Consider the following 15,538-nt stretch of genomic DNA (forward strand, 5'->3'; position numbering starts at 1 on the left):
TTTGACCTTTATTGACCAAAAATGTATCATTGAATTACATACTTACCTAAAAGGTGAAGGAGGAACATTATGAATTTAATACCTACAGTCATTGAGCAAACAAATCGTGGGGAAAGAGCTTACGACATTTATTCTCGTCTTTTAAAAGACCGTATTATCATGCTTGGTTCTGCGATCGATGACAATGTTGCCAACTCCATCGTGTCACAGCTGCTTTTCTTAGAAGCTGAAGATCCAGAAAAAGATATTTCTATCTACATTAACAGCCCTGGCGGTTCAATCACAGCTGGTATGGCCATTTACGATACGATGCAATTTATTAAACCAAAGGTATCAACCATTTGTATTGGTATGGCTGCATCTATGGGTGCGTTCCTGCTTGCTGCTGGTGAAAAAGGTAAGCGTTATGCTCTTCCAAACAGTGAAGTCATGATTCACCAACCACTAGGTGGTGCCCAAGGTCAAGCAACAGAAATTGAAATTGCGGCAAAACGAATCCTTTCTTTACGCGATAAACTGAACCAAGTACTTGCTGAACGTACTGGTCAGCCAATCGAAGTGATTGAGCGCGATACAGATCGTGACAACTTCAAAACAGCGGAAGAAGCACTTCAATACGGACTCATTGACAAAGTCTTGACCCGTAATGCAGAAGAACAAAAATAATATGACAAAACAAACCGTCTGCTCCTCGAACAGACGGTTTTTTGTGGTTGAAATACGCTTTAAGACAGCTCCGTCCATTTCTGCTGAAGAGATGGTGTTTGATAAGAAGCCATCTGCGTGATTAATTCCTCCGGTTCGCTGGAGGCATGTAACAATTGGAGGTGTGATTCATTCGAGAAACCTTCCTGTACACTAAACTTCACCATGTCAATGAGCGGATTGAAATAGTCATTCACTTGATACAAGCCGATTGGCTTTTGGTGAATGCCGATTTGTGCCCAGCATAGCACCTCAAATAATTCTTCATATGTACCAAAGCCGCCTGGCATCGCAATAAATCCATCAGCCAGCTCACTCATTTTCGCTTTTCGTTCATGCATTCCTGTTACCTCGATTAATTCTGTCAGCTCTTGATGCACAACTTCTCCTCTAAAAAGCCCCTTAGGCATAACTCCAATGACTTGCCCGCCATTTCTTAAAACCTCATCTGCAATGGCACCCATCAATCCAATTCGTGAACCGCCGTATACAAGACGGATGTCATGCTCTGCCATATAAGTCCCCAGCTCTACAGCCTTTTCTTTGTAGACGTCCTTCACGCCTAGATTCGAACCAGCAAACACACAAATCGTTTTCATCAAAACAGCTCCATCTCTCTCTATGATTTCTTCACCCACTCATTCTACTATAATTGTTTTTTTAAAAACAACCGCTTCGTCTATATATAGTGTAAAATCAAAAGGTGCACACCATATAAGGAGCTGTATAAAGAGAATGCAAACAAATGAGATGGAGAAATGGATCAAGGATTTTTACAAAAAGAGAAATTGGACAGAATACGGACCGTTTATCCGGTTAGGGTTCCTGATGGAAGAAACAGGAGAACTCGCTCGCGCTGTTAGAGCCATCGAGATCGGACGTGACCGGCCTGACGAGCAAAAACAAAAATCATCTGAGTTGAAGAAAGAACTCGTTGAAGAAATGGGAGATGTGTTAGCGAATCTACTTATTTTAGCCGATCTCTATGATGTCACAGTAGAAGAGATCTTCTCCTCTCATCAACAGAAACTCACAAAGCGTTTTTCAGAACTGAAAAGCACGTGACCACATCGTCACGTGCTTTTTTCCACCTTTATAGCTGCTGTGGTGAGATATCATCTGTTCGTTCAAAAAAATGCTGTTTTCCAATATGATGGAAAAGACCTGTTCGACGCAAAAGCTCTTTCGGCTGTGATTGAAGTCCGACAATCATCAGCTTACCATTATGATGCTTTAACCGGTTGGAGATATTCATCAGCACCGCTTCTGCTGATGTGTCCATATAATTGACTTTATTCATGAGCAGAATGAGCGTTTTTGGCTTTGTCTGAACATGGTCCAGAATCGAATTTTCGAGTGAATCTGTTGTTCCGAAAAACAGCGGCCCTTCAATGGCGTACATACTAATGCCTTGCTGGTCTGTCTGTTTTTCTAAAGCTGCTGCTGTTTCCATCTGGGGAACCGCAACGTTTGGATGAATGCTGGTCGTCTGGCTCATTTTTTTGATGAAAGCAATAAAGGCTAAAATGAGCCCTGCGGTGACTCCAATAATCAAATCACCGATGACCGTCAGCAGGAAGGTCACAACAAGTACAAGGGAATCCGCATTTTTCACTTTTACAATATTGATAAACTCTTTTCTCTCACTCATATTCCAAGCAACAAACATTAAAATCGGTGCCATCGCAGCAAGTGGAATCATCGACGCATATGGCGCAAATAGCATTAAGATGAGCAGCACGACGACGCCATGCACAACACCAGAAATCGGGCTTGCTCCGCCATTTTTGATGTTTGTTGCCGTACGGGCAATCGCCCCAGTCGCCGGAATTCCTCCGAACAGCGGTGCCGCCATATTGGCAATTCCTTGCCCAACAAGCTCCTTATTGCTGTCATGCTTTGAGCCTTTCATATTGTCTGCGACCATTGCCGATAAAATTGATTCCACGCCGCCTAAAAGCGCAATGACAATCGCTGGAGGGAGGAGGTAGATCATTTTTTCAATCGTTAATTCAGGAAAAGCAAAGCTTGGCAGCTGACGAGGAATTTCCCCATATGCCGAGCCGATCGTTTCAACTTGTCCTTGGAAAAAGAGAACAGCTAGAAACGTTGAAGCCAATAGACCTAATAGAGCACCAGGTATTTTGGGAATGTATTTTTGTGCCGCCAAAATCACAATAAGCCCAATCATAGCTGTGATGATGGCAAGACTGTTTGCGGTACCGAGATGGACCACAATTTCTCTCATATTGAGGAAAAAGCTTTCATGCTTTTCAACACCCTTTAATCCGAGGAAGTTGGCAATTTGCCCTGAAAAAATAATGACAGCAATGCCAGCAGTAAAGCCGATGATAACCGGACGAGGAATAAATTTCATGAGCTTCCCTAGTTTGAATATCCCGAATAATACAAGCATACACCCTGCCATAAAACCGGCAATGAGTAAGTTTTCGATACCGTATTGGCTGACGATACCAAATAAAATTGGAACAAACGCCCCAGTCGGCCCACCGATCTGATACTTTGAACCACCAAACAATGAAATCAAAATGCCGGCAACGATGACTGTGTATAATCCATATTCTGGTCCGACACCAGATGCAATGGCAAAAGCCATGCCTAAAGGAATTGCCACAACGCCCACGACAAGCCCAGCGATTAAATCACGTCTAAATTTTGATGAATCATATCCTTCAAATCTTCCATAAAAACGCATGGTATGTGTTGGCCTCCTTCAAGTATGTGTAGATGATTTAGATATACTGTGCGTCAATCTGATTATCTTTCACAACGACATCCAGCTTTCCCGTTGCTGGATGAATGACAAGTCCATGAACAGCCACATCACTTGGCATAAGTGGATGCTCTTTGACCAATTTCACACTTTGGGACACGCTCTCTTCAACCGAATCAAAGCCTGTCAGCCATCCCTTTAAATCAACTCCTGAGTTTTTCACAATGCTCAAACATTTCTCTTCAATGCCACGCGCTTTCGCCTTTTCAAGTAAAGGATCTGCCGCAAGACCTGCCATTCCGCATTCATGATGTCCTACAATGCATACCTCTTCTGCCTTTAGTTCATAGATTGCTAGCAGAATACTCCGCATCACACTGCCAAAAGGATGTGTTACGATGGCGCCCGCATTTTTAATGATCTTCGCATCACCGTTGCGCAGCCCCATGGATTGCGGCAATAATTCCAAAAGACGTGTATCCATACAAGTTAATATGACGAGTTTCTTTTCAGGAAATTTCCCCACTTTGTAAGGCTCATAATGTCTCTCTTGTACGAATTTTGAATTGTGCTGAAGAATCTGTTCTAATTTTGATCCCATTTTGCCAACTCCCAATCTTTTTATAAGTCACGTAAGCTCCTGCCTGTCCTCCTTTTCTTTCGTGTGTTCTCAAGCTTAAAGATGAAAAATGATAGAAAAAAAAGAAAAAAATGAGAAAACGATGAGAAGAAATGTGATCATTTTCTCTCATTTACGCTTCATCGCAAGGGGGACGCGGTCTTCCTTTCAATCTATCGTTCTCTGCTCTCCAAAAGACGATGAAATGGTTTAGTAGAAAACGACCTTCCCGTTTAATATGTTTCAAATATAATCATTTTTCTATCAAAAAATCTCGATCTATTTTCCAGTTTGTCAGATAATCTCTCAGAAAAACCGGCTTCTTCATATGTCACATCTCCCATTAGCTGATTTCCACCTAAGTAATAAATGCATCAGATGGCATATAAATAACCTTTTTCACTAAGAAAATGTCTCTCTTTTCCGTTATTTTAGTATATTAAATATTGAGCAGATAACCTTCAAACGTGTTCAGACGAAATGGTTGCTTTATAATAAAAGGAGCAAGATGACCATGTGAAAGGAGCGAGTTGACTGTGACACCACATATTTTTGTCGCCAAACCATTACCTGCCTCATTTGAGGAAATACTAAAGGAACATTGTACATACGAGGTGTGGCAATCCAAAGACCCCATTCCAAAAGATATTTTGTTTCAAAAATTGCAGCATGCTGATGGTCTTTTAACGTCTGGGACGAAAATCGATCAAGAGCTATTAGATCACGCACCAAAACTCAAGGTCGTGAGCAATAACTCTGTTGGCTATGACAACTTCGATATAGAAGTGATGAGGCAAAGAGGCATAATCGGAACGCACACGCCTCATACACTCGATCATACTGTGGCTGACCTTGCATTTTCACTCATTCTTTCCTCTGCGCGAAGAATTGCCGAGCTTGATCGTTTTATCCGTGAGGGGAAATGGACGAAATTTGTACAGGAAGAAGATATCTTTGGCATCGATGTCCATCATCAAACGCTTGGCATTATTGGCATGGGACGAATCGGAGAGCAAGTCACCAAACGAGCTGCACATGGTTTTGATATGAATGTCCTGTATCATAACCGCAGCCGGAATGAAAAGGCTGAATCAGCATATGGCGCTTTATATTGCACACTTGATGACCTACTAAAGCAAGCTGATATCATTGTGTTGATTACACCGCTGACCGATGAAACGTATCATATGATTGGCGAACGAGAATTGAAGTTAATGAAGCAAACGGCTTTATTTGTAAACATCTCCCGCGGGAAAACAGTGGACGAAAAAAGCCTCATTCAAGCGCTTCAAGAGGGATGGATCAAAGGCGCAGGTCTTGATGTGTTTGAACAGGAACCGCTTCAGGAGAATCATCCTTTCAAAGAAATGAACAATGTCACCCTTGTTCCCCACATCGGTTCCGCTACTGAAACAACACGGGATCTTATGCTGAAACGAGCCATTCATAATGTGATTCATGGAATTGATGGCAAAGCCCCTGTAGATATTGTGAAGGAGCTTGCTTCATCTTAATCGGAAAAGACGCAGGATTCAGAGCTGCGTCTTTTTATTTATTTCATCAGAAGAATATCAGGAGAAAAGCCTCATTTTAGCAAAGATCCTGTTTCTTTACATTTCCTTCATATTCGGGTGCTATAATATGAGGTAGACAAGCATCAAGAGGACAGCTTCCGATTTCCTTAATAGGAGGATGAAGATGAAAAAAATCAGTTCGGTTTTTACTATGTTTGCTCTGATCGCTGCTATTCTGTTTTCTGGTTTTATTCCGCAGCAAGCCTATGCCGAAACACCACTTACACCGACCGCCACAAATAAAACAGCTTCTATTCAACTGACATCAGATGTTCATACCCTTGCCGTCATTAATACGTTTGATGGTGTAGCAGATTATTTGATTCGCTACAAACGACTGCCTGATAACTACATCACAAAATCACAAGCAAGTGCTCTTGGATGGGTGGCATCGAAGGGAAATCTAGCAGAGGTTGCCCCAGGCAAAAGCATCGGTGGAGATGTTTTCTCTAACCGGGAGGGACGTCTCCCTTCAGCAAGCGGCCGCACATGGCGTGAAGCAGATATCAACTACGTCTCAGGCTTCCGCAATGCTGACCGCCTCGTGTATTCAAGTGACTGGCTCATTTACAAAACAACAGACCATTACGCGACATTCACACGGATTCGATAATCAATCAAAAAACAGCCCCATTTGACGCAGGGCTGTTTTTTTGATGCCACTTATGGCAGCAGGGTTTTCACGTATTCCTCAAAAGGCAGAGACAGCGTTTTTTTCGACACTTCTTCATGTTCATGTATAGTGACATGATCCTCGGTGACGATTACACGTCCTGTTGGTGTGAGCTTTGAAGCAAGCGGTCTTTTGTTAAAAGGAGAGGCTTCATTTTCATAAATCTCCTCTCTCATTTGGACCAATGTAGGCTCACTCACCTCTTCCAATGTAAATGCATAGCCTATTTCAGCGCCTTCTCCTCTATCTAATTGAAGAAGATGCGTACCTTTTTCAGTTTCTTCTTCTTTGACTCGAAACCGAATAGACGCTCCTTCCACCCATTCTTCAGTAATGGGTACAGGCTGGAGAGGTAAATTCACACCAAAACCCGCATCAATAAGATACCGTTCGTTGTGATGATTCAACGTCATGGCTACGTGCGTACCATCAATTGCCCATATGCCCGCTTCCTTGTTATACACGGTCCCTTGAACGAGCTGTACAGCGAATCCTGCCTCTTTTAACACATAATATAAAAGAGGATTGAGATCGTAACAAAGACCTCCTCTGCCTCCTTCAAGAAGATGCTCTTTCAATCCTTCTTGATTCAAGGCATAGGATTGTTTGTTCAGCACAGATCTATTTTCAAATGGAAAGGTGTAGGCCATCTTTTTTAATAATACAGGCAGGTCATCAAAGGTGATGGACTGGCCTTCGTATCCGATCTTCTGTAAAAATGCTGATTGCATCATGTTCATTCCCTTCTAAAAAAACTGAGTCTGTGAAGAGACTCAGTTTTCTTGATTGATAAAATCCGTTAACGCATCAATGGCTTCTTGTTCATCCGCACCATCTGCTATCAGTTTAACAGTGACCCCAGAGCTGATCGCAAGGCTCATGAGACCCATAATGCTCTTCGCATTGACTCTTTTTCCGTCCTTCTCTAGAAAAATTTCAGCTCCAAAGCGATTCGCTTCCTGTACGAACAAAGCAGCGGGACGTGCCTGCAAGCCTGTTTTCAACTGGATGGTGACCGTTTTTTCCACCATATGATCTGCCTCCCTTTTTCATTCTCCTATTTGAGTGTAACAGCTTGTCCGTTTCGTAATTGTTCTGCAATTTGATCTAGCTTTCTTAAGCGGTGATTAATGCCTGATTTGCTAATCTTGCCACTTTCCACCATTTCTCCCAGTTCCTTTAGCGTGACCTCTTGATAGTCGACTCGCAGTTTTGCAATTTCACGCAGCTTATCTGGCAGAGCATCAAGTCCAATTTTTTCATCAATGAATTGGATGTTCTCGACCTGACGCAGCGATGCACCAATCGTTTTATTCAAGTTTGCTGTTTCACAATTGACGAGCCGGTTCACGGAATTCCGCATATCACGGACGATCCGAACGTCTTCGAAGCGAAGAAGTGAATTATGCGCACCTACAACACTTAAAAATTCGGTAATTTTTTCGGCTTCTTTCATATATGTGATGTAGCCTTTTTTACGCTCAAGTGTTTTACTGTTGAGATGAAATTGGTTCATCAGCTCACAAAGGGCATCATTGTGTTCTTTATATAGTGAAAAAATCTCAAGGTGATAGGAAGACGTTTCTGGATTATTCACAGAACCGCCTGCTAAAAAAGCACCTCTCATATAGGAGCGCTTACAGCACCTTTTCTTTACAAGCTCTTCTGAAATATTGCGCTCAAATACAAAATGCTCACCTAATATTTTCAAATCCTCTAAAATGGTTTTCGCTCGTTCTACCAGTCTGACAATATACACATTATTCTTTTTTAATCTCATTTTCTTACGAACGAGCAGCTCGACTGTGACATCATATTTCTTTTTTAGCAGCGTATAAATCCGTCTTGCGATGGCTGCGTTCTCTGTCTGTATATCTAGAATTAATTTTCGATTAGAGAAAGATAATGAACCGTTCATACGGATGAGGGCAGAAAGCTCTGCTTTTGTGCAGCAGTCCTTCACGTCCAGATTAGTCAGCTCTTTTTTTGTTTCGGATGCAAATGACATCCTTGCCACCCCCATTCCTATTTTTTCTTATGCAACAGGTCGACAAGCAGCGCGGCTACTTTCAGCGTGTCGTGACGAATCACATGCTGGTCGTATGTAATGATTTCCCCAGGGATGACTTCCAGTCCCATTGCCTTGAGTACATCTGTGTCGAACTGTACAGGCTGTGCCTGTTCTTCTGCATATTTTGCTTTGATCTCTTCTGGAATTTCTTTATTGTTCACAAAAATGGTATCAATAAATGGACGATCCATATGATCGTTTAATGCCTGCACATGATCAGCTGCACTGTAGGAAAGCGTTTCCCCTGGCTGCGTCATGACATTGCAAATATACACTTTTTTCGCCTTCGAACGAATCACTTCTTCACCAATATGCGGTACAAGTAAGTTTGGCAAGATACTTGTATATAAGCTGCCAGGTCCAATGACGATCAAATCGGCTTCACGAATGACTTGAATCGATTCTGGGAGCGGCTCAATCGTATTGGGTGTGAGGAACACGCGTTTAATTCGCTCACCGTAGGTTGGGATTTTTGATTCTCCTGTTACCACTTGCCCATTTTCTAATTCAGCATGTAGAACAACACTTGAATTCGCTGCTGGTAAGACTTTTCCTCTTACATTTAAGACCTTGCTCATTTCTGTGACGGCATGAAAAAAATCACCGGTTATATTTGTCATGGCCGCAAGAATGAGGTTGCCAAGTGAGTGGCCTGTTAAGTCATTCCCTTTGTTAAAACGGTGCTGAAATAAGTCTTCTACAAGTGGTTCAACATCAGAGAGAGCTGCAAGGACATTTCGAATATCGCCTGGAGGCGGAATATTCAAATCATGCCGCAGTCTGCCTGAGCTGCCTCCGTCATCAGCAACCGTTACAATAGCGGTAATATCCACTGGCTTTGTTTTTAGCCCTCTGAGCAAAACAGATAAGCCAGTGCCCCCGCCAAGAATGACCACCTTTGGAAGTGTCGTCATCTATTTTCTGCTTCTCTTTTCAATGTCCCGGTGAGTGACATGAGTGTAGTAGTCATTTTTAAAATACTCCGATAAGTAGTTCGCTAGCGTCACTGATCGGTGCTGTCCGCCTGTACAGCCAATAGCGATCACAAGCTGGCTTTTTCCTTCTCGTTTATAGGACGGAAGCATAAAGCTGAGAAGGTCAATTAATTTCTCTGTGAATTTTTGTGTCTCGCTCCATTTCATTACATAGGAACGCACTTCTTCATCGTTTCCAGTCTGTGGACGCATGCTCTCAATATAGTAAGGATTCGGCAGAAATCTCACATCAAATACAAGATCAGCATCAATCGGCAGACCGTATTTAAAACCGAAGGACATCACATTCACTGTAAACACCTGCCCTTGGGTCGTGGCAAAGTGCGCGACAATTTTTTCTCGAAGCTGTTTTGGTTTTAAATCCGATGTATCAAAAATCATTTGAGCCCGGCCTTTTAACTCTTCTAACAGATCGCGTTCCATTGCGATTCCTTCGAGCGGCAAACCTGTTGTCGCAAGAGGATGCGAACGTCTCGTTTCTTTGTATCTTGAGACAAGCACCTTATCGTTTGCATCTAGAAATAATATTCTTGGTGTGATCCAGCCAAGATCACTCATTTCATCTAAGGCTGCAACTAAGCTGTCAAAGAATTCTCGTCCGCGTAAATCCATCACAAGGGCGACCTTGCTCATCTTCGAATTCGAATCCTTCATGAGTTCTAGGAACTTTGGTAAAAGTGATGGCGGCAAGTTATCTACACAGAAGTAACCTAAATCTTCAAAGCTTTGAATGGCAACGGTTTTCCCCGCACCTGACATTCCTGTAATAATCACAAGCTGAATATCTCCTTGTTTGTGCGTATTCATGCCTGCTTCCTCTCCTTCTTTATAAAAACGGTTCATGTATTAGTCTCCTTGAGGGTCTAACCGATAAGCAATCAATTCAAAATCAGGTGTATACGTAAAAGTACCGTGAAGAAGTCCTTTTCCCTTTAGCATGAAATCAAGAATATGGGAATCTCCTGGTGCCATCGGTAAATGCGGCACATCCTTTACTTCATGCCACTTTAAAATGCCTTCCTCTGACTCTGTCACGTTTTTTCCAGTAAATGAATCTGCCATAAAGGTGAACATCATCCACTCTTGAACGATTTGATCGCCTTCTTTTATGATAAAGGTAAAAACACCTTTTAACTGTGGATTTAAAATATAAATTCCTGTTTCTTCTCTATACTCTCGAACGACTGAATCCTTGACCGATTCTCCGCTTTCCATTTTTCCGCCCGGCGCTACCCACCAGCCCCGTCTTGGCTTTTGCAGCAAGAGAACTTGATCTTCGTGATGCAGCACACAATTGGTTACTCGTTGCATCAGCTGTCACCTACTCTTTTATGTCTTTAACTTATTATACAGGTTCATCCTGACTCCCACAATGAACATGCCCCTTCTTCACCGAAATCAGACCGAATTTCGTCTGAAAGAAGTGGCGGGCAATTTTTCTACTCTTTATTTTACAGCAACTAATGGTTCTCCATGCGTCATTTGTGAACATCTCATGAATTTCTGATTTTAAGCAAAAAAAAGGACACGGATTCTCATCCGTGCCAAACATGTATTCCTTATAAAAGGGGGTCAATTACTAGTTTTATCATAACGGAAAATTGTTTCACCCGTGTTACATTCCAGTTAAAAGCCCATGACGCTATATTAAGGATTTACGACAGCCTTTTATTTCGTTGCTTTGAGCTTTTCAGCAAGCTCTTCTACATAATGCTGTGCGCTTTGTGCGGCAATACTTCCGTCACCTGTTGCTGTCACAATTTGACGGAGTGTTTTTTCACGAATGTCACCAGCGGCGAAAATGCCTTCCACTCTCGTTTCCATTCTTTCGTTTGTTTCGATGTAGCCTTCTTTATTTGTAATGCCGAGATTTTCAAATGGTTTAGACAGTGGCAGCATTCCGATATAGATAAAGGCGCCATCTGTTTTAAAGTCTTCTTCTTCACCAGTCACCGTATCAATCAAAGTCACACTGCCGACTTTACCGTTTTCTTCATTAATTTGTTTAACGGTTTTGTTCCACATGAAGTCGATTTTTTCATTATCAAAAGCACGTGCTTGTAAAATGCTTTGTGCACGAAGCTTATCGCGTCTATGAACGATCGTTACTTTTGACGCAAAGCGTGTGAGGTACACACCCTCTTCTACCGCAGAGTCTCCTCCACCAATGACGACGAGCTCTTTGTTTTTAAAGAAAGCACCGTCACATACTGCACAGTAAGAGACGCCTCGGCCGCCAAGTTCTTTTTCACCTGGTGCACCGATTTTTTTGTATTCCGCACCTGCTGCAATAATGACAGAGCGTCCTTTGTATTCTTTCGAACCGGCTTTGACGATTTTGTACTCTTCACCGTCTACGATTTCTTTGATATCGCCATATGCATACTCAGCACCGAATTTCTTCGCATGGTCAAACATTTTATTTGAAAGTTCTGGCCCTAAAATGCTTTCAAAGCCAGGATAGTTCTCGACATCTTCCGTATTAGCCATTTGACCGCCTGGAATCCCTCTTTCAATCATCAATGTTGAAAGATTTCCACGTGATGTATAAACAGCGGCTGTCATTCCGGCAGGTCCCGCTCCAATGATGATCGTATCGTAGATTTTTTCTTCTGACACAACTGTCACTCCCTCTTCAATTACTGCTAGCATTTCTTATTAGAATGCCCTTGGGTGATGCTTCCATTCATGACAGAAAGCATCCATCCCACTCTTAGTTTTATTCCTTACCCATATCCTATTAAATCTGTGGATAATAAGCGAATCATTTGCTCATATCTTCAAAAAAAGAAAAAGCTTCCTTAAACTGCTGTTTAAGGAAGCCTGTTTACGGTTATATAGTAAGTAATGATTTATTCAACGACTCTTCTTACAACACCATTGAATGCTTTTTTCCAGTAAACATTGCTCATAGAGTCGACTGAAACACCGCGAGAGCTGTTATCGTTCAAGAATGTACCATTTCCTAAGTAAATACCAACGTGTCCATTTACTTTATACGTATCAAAGAACACAAGGTCTCCGCGTTTCATGTCAGATGCACTTACAGCTCTTCCTTTACCTACAAGCGTATCTGTTGTTGTACCGCCAACTGGTCCAAGGTTGATGCCTGCTGATGCAAATGCCCAGCGAACGAATGAAGAACAGTCAAAACGACGTGCGTCAATATCAGCTTGAGATCTGCCGCCAGCCCATTTATATGGAGATTGTCCAACAATGGTAGAACCTGTGCTGATCGCACCTTCGATTCCGCCTACGTTACTGCTGACAGGTGATCCACCGCCAGTAGATGGCTTCTTGCTTGGTGAACTGCTGTTGTTGTTATTATCGTTGTTATTTGAAGATCCACTGTTACTGTTATTTGAAGACGGGCTGCTGTCGTTCGTTGAGCTGTTGTCTTCTGCTTGAACACTAGCTTGACGCTGCTGTTGTCTTTGTACTTTTTCTTCTTTAGCTTTTTGAGCTGCTTCTCTTGCTTCTTTTTCAGCTTGTTTTTGAGCAGCGATTGTTGCGTCTTTTTCAGATGCAATGCTGTTAGCCTCACTGTTTAACTCGCTGATTTGAGAAGAAGCACTTCCCTTTTGCTTTTTCACTTGCTTGAATAGCTTGTCTTTTTCATCAAGCTGTTTATTCAAGTCTGTTTGAAGTGTTTCAAGCTTTGTAAGTGTCTTTTGAACATCTTCAAGCTTTGTGTTTAATTCGTTTTCAGACTTTTGAAGCTCAGCTTTGTCTTTTTCTTGCTCTTTAATGATTTCGCTGTCTGCGTTGATGAGTGTAGATACTGCACCTGCACGGCTGATGAAATCGCTAAAGCTTTTCGCTCCTAGTAATACATCTATGTATTTCGTAGAACCGCCGCTTTCTTGAAGCGCACGTACACGCTTTTTCAAGAATTTGTTTCGATCTTCAATACGTTTTTCAGTATCAGCAATGTCTTTTTTGAGTGCATTGATTTCTTTTTTCGTTTGTTCATTTTCTTTTTGTTTTTCTTCGATTTGATCACTTGTTTTTAAAGCTTTCTCGTCAATTTCTTTTAGCTTTAGTGCAAGTGCCTCTTGTTTTGCTTCAAGCTTTGAAAGCTCATCTTTTTTCTTTTGAAGGTTTTTGTTGACCTCAGATTGCTTGCTGTCCAGCTCTTGTTTCTTTTGTTCAAAGTTCTGTGCGTTTGCTTCATGAGTAAATGGGATAAATAAACTGCTCGCTCCGATGACCGAAGCTAAACCGAAAGTAATAAACTTTTTCACGAATAGTTCCTCCTTTGACAATTTCCAAGCGACATGAGAAAGCAGCAAATTCTCTGCGACCAATCTGTGCTATCTATGTCTTTCTTCCTGATTGATCAGTCAGATGTTGACCAGATTGTTTCTATCACTAGGTGTTTCATTATGTATAGTAAAATATCTAAATATATGTCTTTGTTTTAATCCACGATTTTCATTATACATGAGACATCGACAAAATGAGCTAATATTTTTATTACATTTATGTTTCAAAAACATGTCGTGATTGTCATACTTCGCCAAATCCTTGCAAATCCCACCTTTTTATCCAAGAAAAAAGCATGACCTTTTCGGCCATGCTGCAATCTTCTAAATCTATTTACCTATTCAATCAATTAATGTACAAATGACTTGTTCATATTTAGACAGTGTTTGAACACTGATTTGAAAAGAGGCTGCAATCTCTTTTTTGCTAATAGATTCTTCTTGCTCCTGCATCCATAAATAATAAGATGCTGCTGCCCACGCAGGCGCATTTTTCTTATCTACGCCAGAAGCACGTGCCTGCTGAATAATATGGAATAACCAAAAATAAGGCATATGGCTGTCAGGCTGAACAGCTTCTTCCAAGCTGGATGCCGCCTGTTTTGCAAAAACCGCATCTTCTGAAAAAGACCGTTCTTCCATTTCATCTTCGTATAAGAGCAGTTCAATGAATTGCTGTTCAAAAGCGGTTTTCGCTGCGCGTGCATCAAGGACAGATTGAAGAACGTCACGTTCCCCTTTTTGTTTGCTTACATAGTACGCCGTCAGCCGCTCCTCAATGGAGACCATTGGCTCAGTCTCCTCAGGTTTATCCTGCCACGGCTTAATTTCATCTGCATCGATATCTTCTTCGACCATCTTATCCCAAACCGTCTGTGCAAGCGTTTTGTGACCTGTATAATAAGCTGCGCTTGCGAGCCAGTATAAAAATGTACTATCTCCCTGAAAGCCTGTTTTGTACAAAGAATAAAGCCATTTAAAGGCCCATTCAAATTCTCCAACTAGGGCAAATGTTGCGCCAAGCTTATAACGCTGTTCACTTAATATTGGATACACGTGCGTTAATTGCTTTGCTAACGTATTGACCTTTTCTTCTTCTTTTTCATAATGATAGAAGACAAGCTGGTTGCAAAGGGCATGCAGATTACCCGGATTTTCATCTAAAACCCGGTTCAGCATTTCTTTCGCCTGATGGATTCGACCAGAATAAAAATAGGCCAATGCGAGATTATTGTACGCTGACCAAAATTCTGGATACTCAACAATCATCTGTTCCAGCATCTCAATGGCTTCATCAAGCCTGCCGCTTTCCAGCAAGTGATTTGCTTGATCCTGCTTCACAATCAGGTCATCCTGATCGTAAGGAAAATCTTCGTCCTCTTCGTCACTCATATCGAGCAAGTCGAGAAGGTCATCATTTTCATCTGCAAATTCCCCGTTCTCTTCTAATGAAGCATAGGCAGTCGCTGACTTATATGCCTCTTGAAAGAGTCCTAGATTCGCATAATTATTGGCTTTAAAATAGTGACACTCAGACATATTTTCATCAATATGTTCAAGGATGAAATCAAGCAGTTCATTTGATTGTTGGAAATGACCCATTTCAGTATAAATAATAGCAAGCTGTGACAGCATTTCTACATTTTCAGGCTCAAGTACGATAGCCCGCTGTATTAGCTTACTCGCTTTAGATAGATTTCTTTCTCTATAAGCTTTTAGACCTTTATGAAAAAAGTAATGCCCATCTTGGAATAGCTGGACGACTTGTGTGTGATTATTTTGAGAAGTGTATTTACTCACTGATACCCTCCATTTCGAACAGTGTACCGTGTGTAGTATAACATACTTCAAGAGTCGTCACATAGAACAAAAGAAAAGGAAGGATTTGTTTTTCACTCAAAA

The 15,538-nt window shown here is 41.7% G+C and carries 15 protein-coding genes and 1 pseudogene; 4 read left to right on the forward strand and 12 right to left on the reverse strand.

The features are described 5' to 3' along the window. Positions 1-69 precede the first annotated feature (69 nt). On the forward strand, positions 70-666 hold the full coding sequence (gene clpP / locus MKY18_RS15790) for an ATP-dependent Clp endopeptidase proteolytic subunit ClpP (RefSeq protein ID WP_003212962.1): 597 nt from the start codon (positions 70-72) through the stop codon (positions 664-666). Between the two features lie 59 nt (positions 667-725). Here the strand turns inward: clpP and MKY18_RS15795 are convergent, their stop codons facing one another. After that, complete coding sequence (locus MKY18_RS15795; RefSeq protein ID WP_342497570.1) at positions 726-1,304, reverse strand: TIGR00730 family Rossman fold protein; 579 nt, start codon at positions 1,302-1,304, stop codon at positions 726-728. 136 nt (positions 1,305-1,440) lie between these two features. Here MKY18_RS15795 and MKY18_RS15800 point away from each other — a divergent pair, with 136 nt between their 5' ends. Next, positions 1,441-1,770, forward strand: coding sequence for a MazG-like family protein (locus MKY18_RS15800; protein ID WP_003213115.1), 330 nt, complete (start codon positions 1,441-1,443; stop codon positions 1,768-1,770). 28 nt (positions 1,771-1,798) lie between these two features. On the opposite strand, the gene MKY18_RS15805 is transcribed toward MKY18_RS15800, so the two are convergent. Next, positions 1,799-3,421: a SulP family inorganic anion transporter gene (locus MKY18_RS15805; RefSeq protein WP_342497571.1), complete on the reverse strand. Its 1,623-nt coding sequence runs from the start codon at positions 3,419-3,421 to the stop codon at positions 1,799-1,801. Between the two features lie 37 nt (positions 3,422-3,458). After that, positions 3,459-4,040, reverse strand: a complete 582-nt coding sequence (locus MKY18_RS15810) for a carbonic anhydrase (RefSeq protein ID WP_342497572.1) — start codon at positions 4,038-4,040, stop codon at positions 3,459-3,461. Between the two features lie 554 nt (positions 4,041-4,594). Here MKY18_RS15810 and MKY18_RS15815 point away from each other — a divergent pair. Both MKY18_RS15815 and MKY18_RS15820 read left to right on the forward strand, forming a co-directional pair. Next, complete coding sequence (locus MKY18_RS15815; protein WP_342497573.1) at positions 4,595-5,572, forward strand: D-glycerate dehydrogenase; 978 nt, start codon at positions 4,595-4,597, stop codon at positions 5,570-5,572. Positions 5,573-5,906: 334 nt separating this feature from the next. After that, positions 5,907-6,245, forward strand: a pseudogene (locus tag MKY18_RS15820) (ribonuclease); the annotation flags it as partial. Positions 6,246-6,295: 50 nt separating this feature from the next. Here MKY18_RS15820 and MKY18_RS15825 read toward each other — a convergent pair. From MKY18_RS15825 to MKY18_RS15865, 9 genes are all read right to left on the reverse strand, one after another. Beyond that, positions 6,296-7,039 carry an arylamine N-acetyltransferase gene (locus MKY18_RS15825; RefSeq protein ID WP_283923963.1) on the reverse strand — a complete coding sequence of 248 codons (744 nt, stop codon included), beginning with the start codon at positions 7,037-7,039 and terminating at the stop codon, positions 6,296-6,298. A 39-nt stretch (positions 7,040-7,078) separates the two neighbouring features. Further along, positions 7,079-7,336 (reverse strand): HPr family phosphocarrier protein, encoded by a 258-nt coding sequence (locus MKY18_RS15830; protein ID WP_044139392.1) that lies wholly within the window; start codon positions 7,334-7,336, stop codon positions 7,079-7,081. 26 nt (positions 7,337-7,362) lie between these two features. Continuing rightward, positions 7,363-8,313, reverse strand: coding sequence for a DNA-binding protein WhiA (gene whiA / locus MKY18_RS15835; RefSeq protein ID WP_044139391.1), 951 nt, complete (start codon positions 8,311-8,313; stop codon positions 7,363-7,365). A 17-nt stretch (positions 8,314-8,330) separates the two neighbouring features. Continuing rightward, the gene (locus MKY18_RS15840; RefSeq protein WP_126740918.1) at positions 8,331-9,290 is read right to left on the reverse strand and encodes a YvcK family protein; all 960 of its coding nucleotides are present in this window, start codon (positions 9,288-9,290) and stop codon (positions 8,331-8,333) included. Beyond that, on the reverse strand, positions 9,291-10,178 hold the full coding sequence (gene rapZ, locus MKY18_RS15845) for an RNase adapter RapZ (RefSeq protein WP_044139397.1): 888 nt from the start codon (positions 10,176-10,178) through the stop codon (positions 9,291-9,293). It lies immediately after the preceding gene. A 39-nt stretch (positions 10,179-10,217) separates the two neighbouring features. Next, positions 10,218-10,682, reverse strand: coding sequence for an 8-oxo-dGTP diphosphatase (locus MKY18_RS15850; RefSeq protein WP_003213484.1), 465 nt, complete (start codon positions 10,680-10,682; stop codon positions 10,218-10,220). Positions 10,683-11,039: 357 nt separating this feature from the next. Next, on the reverse strand, positions 11,040-11,990 hold the full coding sequence (trxB, locus tag MKY18_RS15855; protein ID WP_034620189.1) for a thioredoxin-disulfide reductase: 951 nt from the start codon (positions 11,988-11,990) through the stop codon (positions 11,040-11,042). 233 nt (positions 11,991-12,223) lie between these two features. Next, complete coding sequence (locus MKY18_RS15860) at positions 12,224-13,615, reverse strand: C40 family peptidase (RefSeq protein WP_065097973.1); 1,392 nt, start codon at positions 13,613-13,615, stop codon at positions 12,224-12,226. A gap of 363 nt (positions 13,616-13,978) precedes the next feature. Continuing rightward, complete coding sequence (locus MKY18_RS15865) at positions 13,979-15,436, reverse strand: tetratricopeptide repeat protein (protein ID WP_106066195.1); 1,458 nt, start codon at positions 15,434-15,436, stop codon at positions 13,979-13,981. Positions 15,437-15,538 lie beyond the last annotated feature (102 nt).

It is taken from the genome of Bacillus sp. FSL R7-0672 (assembly GCF_038601465.1).
GTDB lineage: Bacteria > Bacillota > Bacilli > Bacillales > Bacillaceae > Bacillus > Bacillus pumilus.

Coding starts and splice junctions, on each gene's coding strand:
- clpP (WP_003212962.1), top strand. CDS start 70: ATGAATTTAATACCTACAGTCATTGAGCAAACAAATCGTGGGGAAAGA.
- MKY18_RS15795 (WP_342497570.1), bottom strand. CDS start 1,304: ATGAAAACGATTTGTGTGTTTGCTGGTTCGAATCTAGGCGTGAAGGAC.
- MKY18_RS15800 (WP_003213115.1), top strand. CDS start 1,441: ATGCAAACAAATGAGATGGAGAAATGGATCAAGGATTTTTACAAAAAG.
- MKY18_RS15805 (WP_342497571.1), bottom strand. CDS start 3,421: ATGCGTTTTTATGGAAGATTTGAAGGATATGATTCATCAAAATTTAGA.
- MKY18_RS15810 (WP_342497572.1), bottom strand. CDS start 4,040: ATGGGATCAAAATTAGAACAGATTCTTCAGCACAATTCAAAATTCGTA.
- MKY18_RS15825 (WP_283923963.1), bottom strand. CDS start 7,039: ATGATGCAATCAGCATTTTTACAGAAGATCGGATACGAAGGCCAGTCC.
- MKY18_RS15830 (WP_044139392.1), bottom strand. CDS start 7,336: ATGGTGGAAAAAACGGTCACCATCCAGTTGAAAACAGGCTTGCAGGCA.
- whiA (WP_044139391.1), bottom strand. CDS start 8,313: ATGTCATTTGCATCCGAAACAAAAAAAGAGCTGACTAATCTGGACGTG.
- MKY18_RS15840 (WP_126740918.1), bottom strand. CDS start 9,290: ATGACGACACTTCCAAAGGTGGTCATTCTTGGCGGGGGCACTGGCTTA.
- rapZ (WP_044139397.1), bottom strand. CDS start 10,178: ATGAATACGCACAAACAAGGAGATATTCAGCTTGTGATTATTACAGGA.
- MKY18_RS15850 (WP_003213484.1), bottom strand. CDS start 10,682: ATGCAACGAGTAACCAATTGTGTGCTGCATCACGAAGATCAAGTTCTC.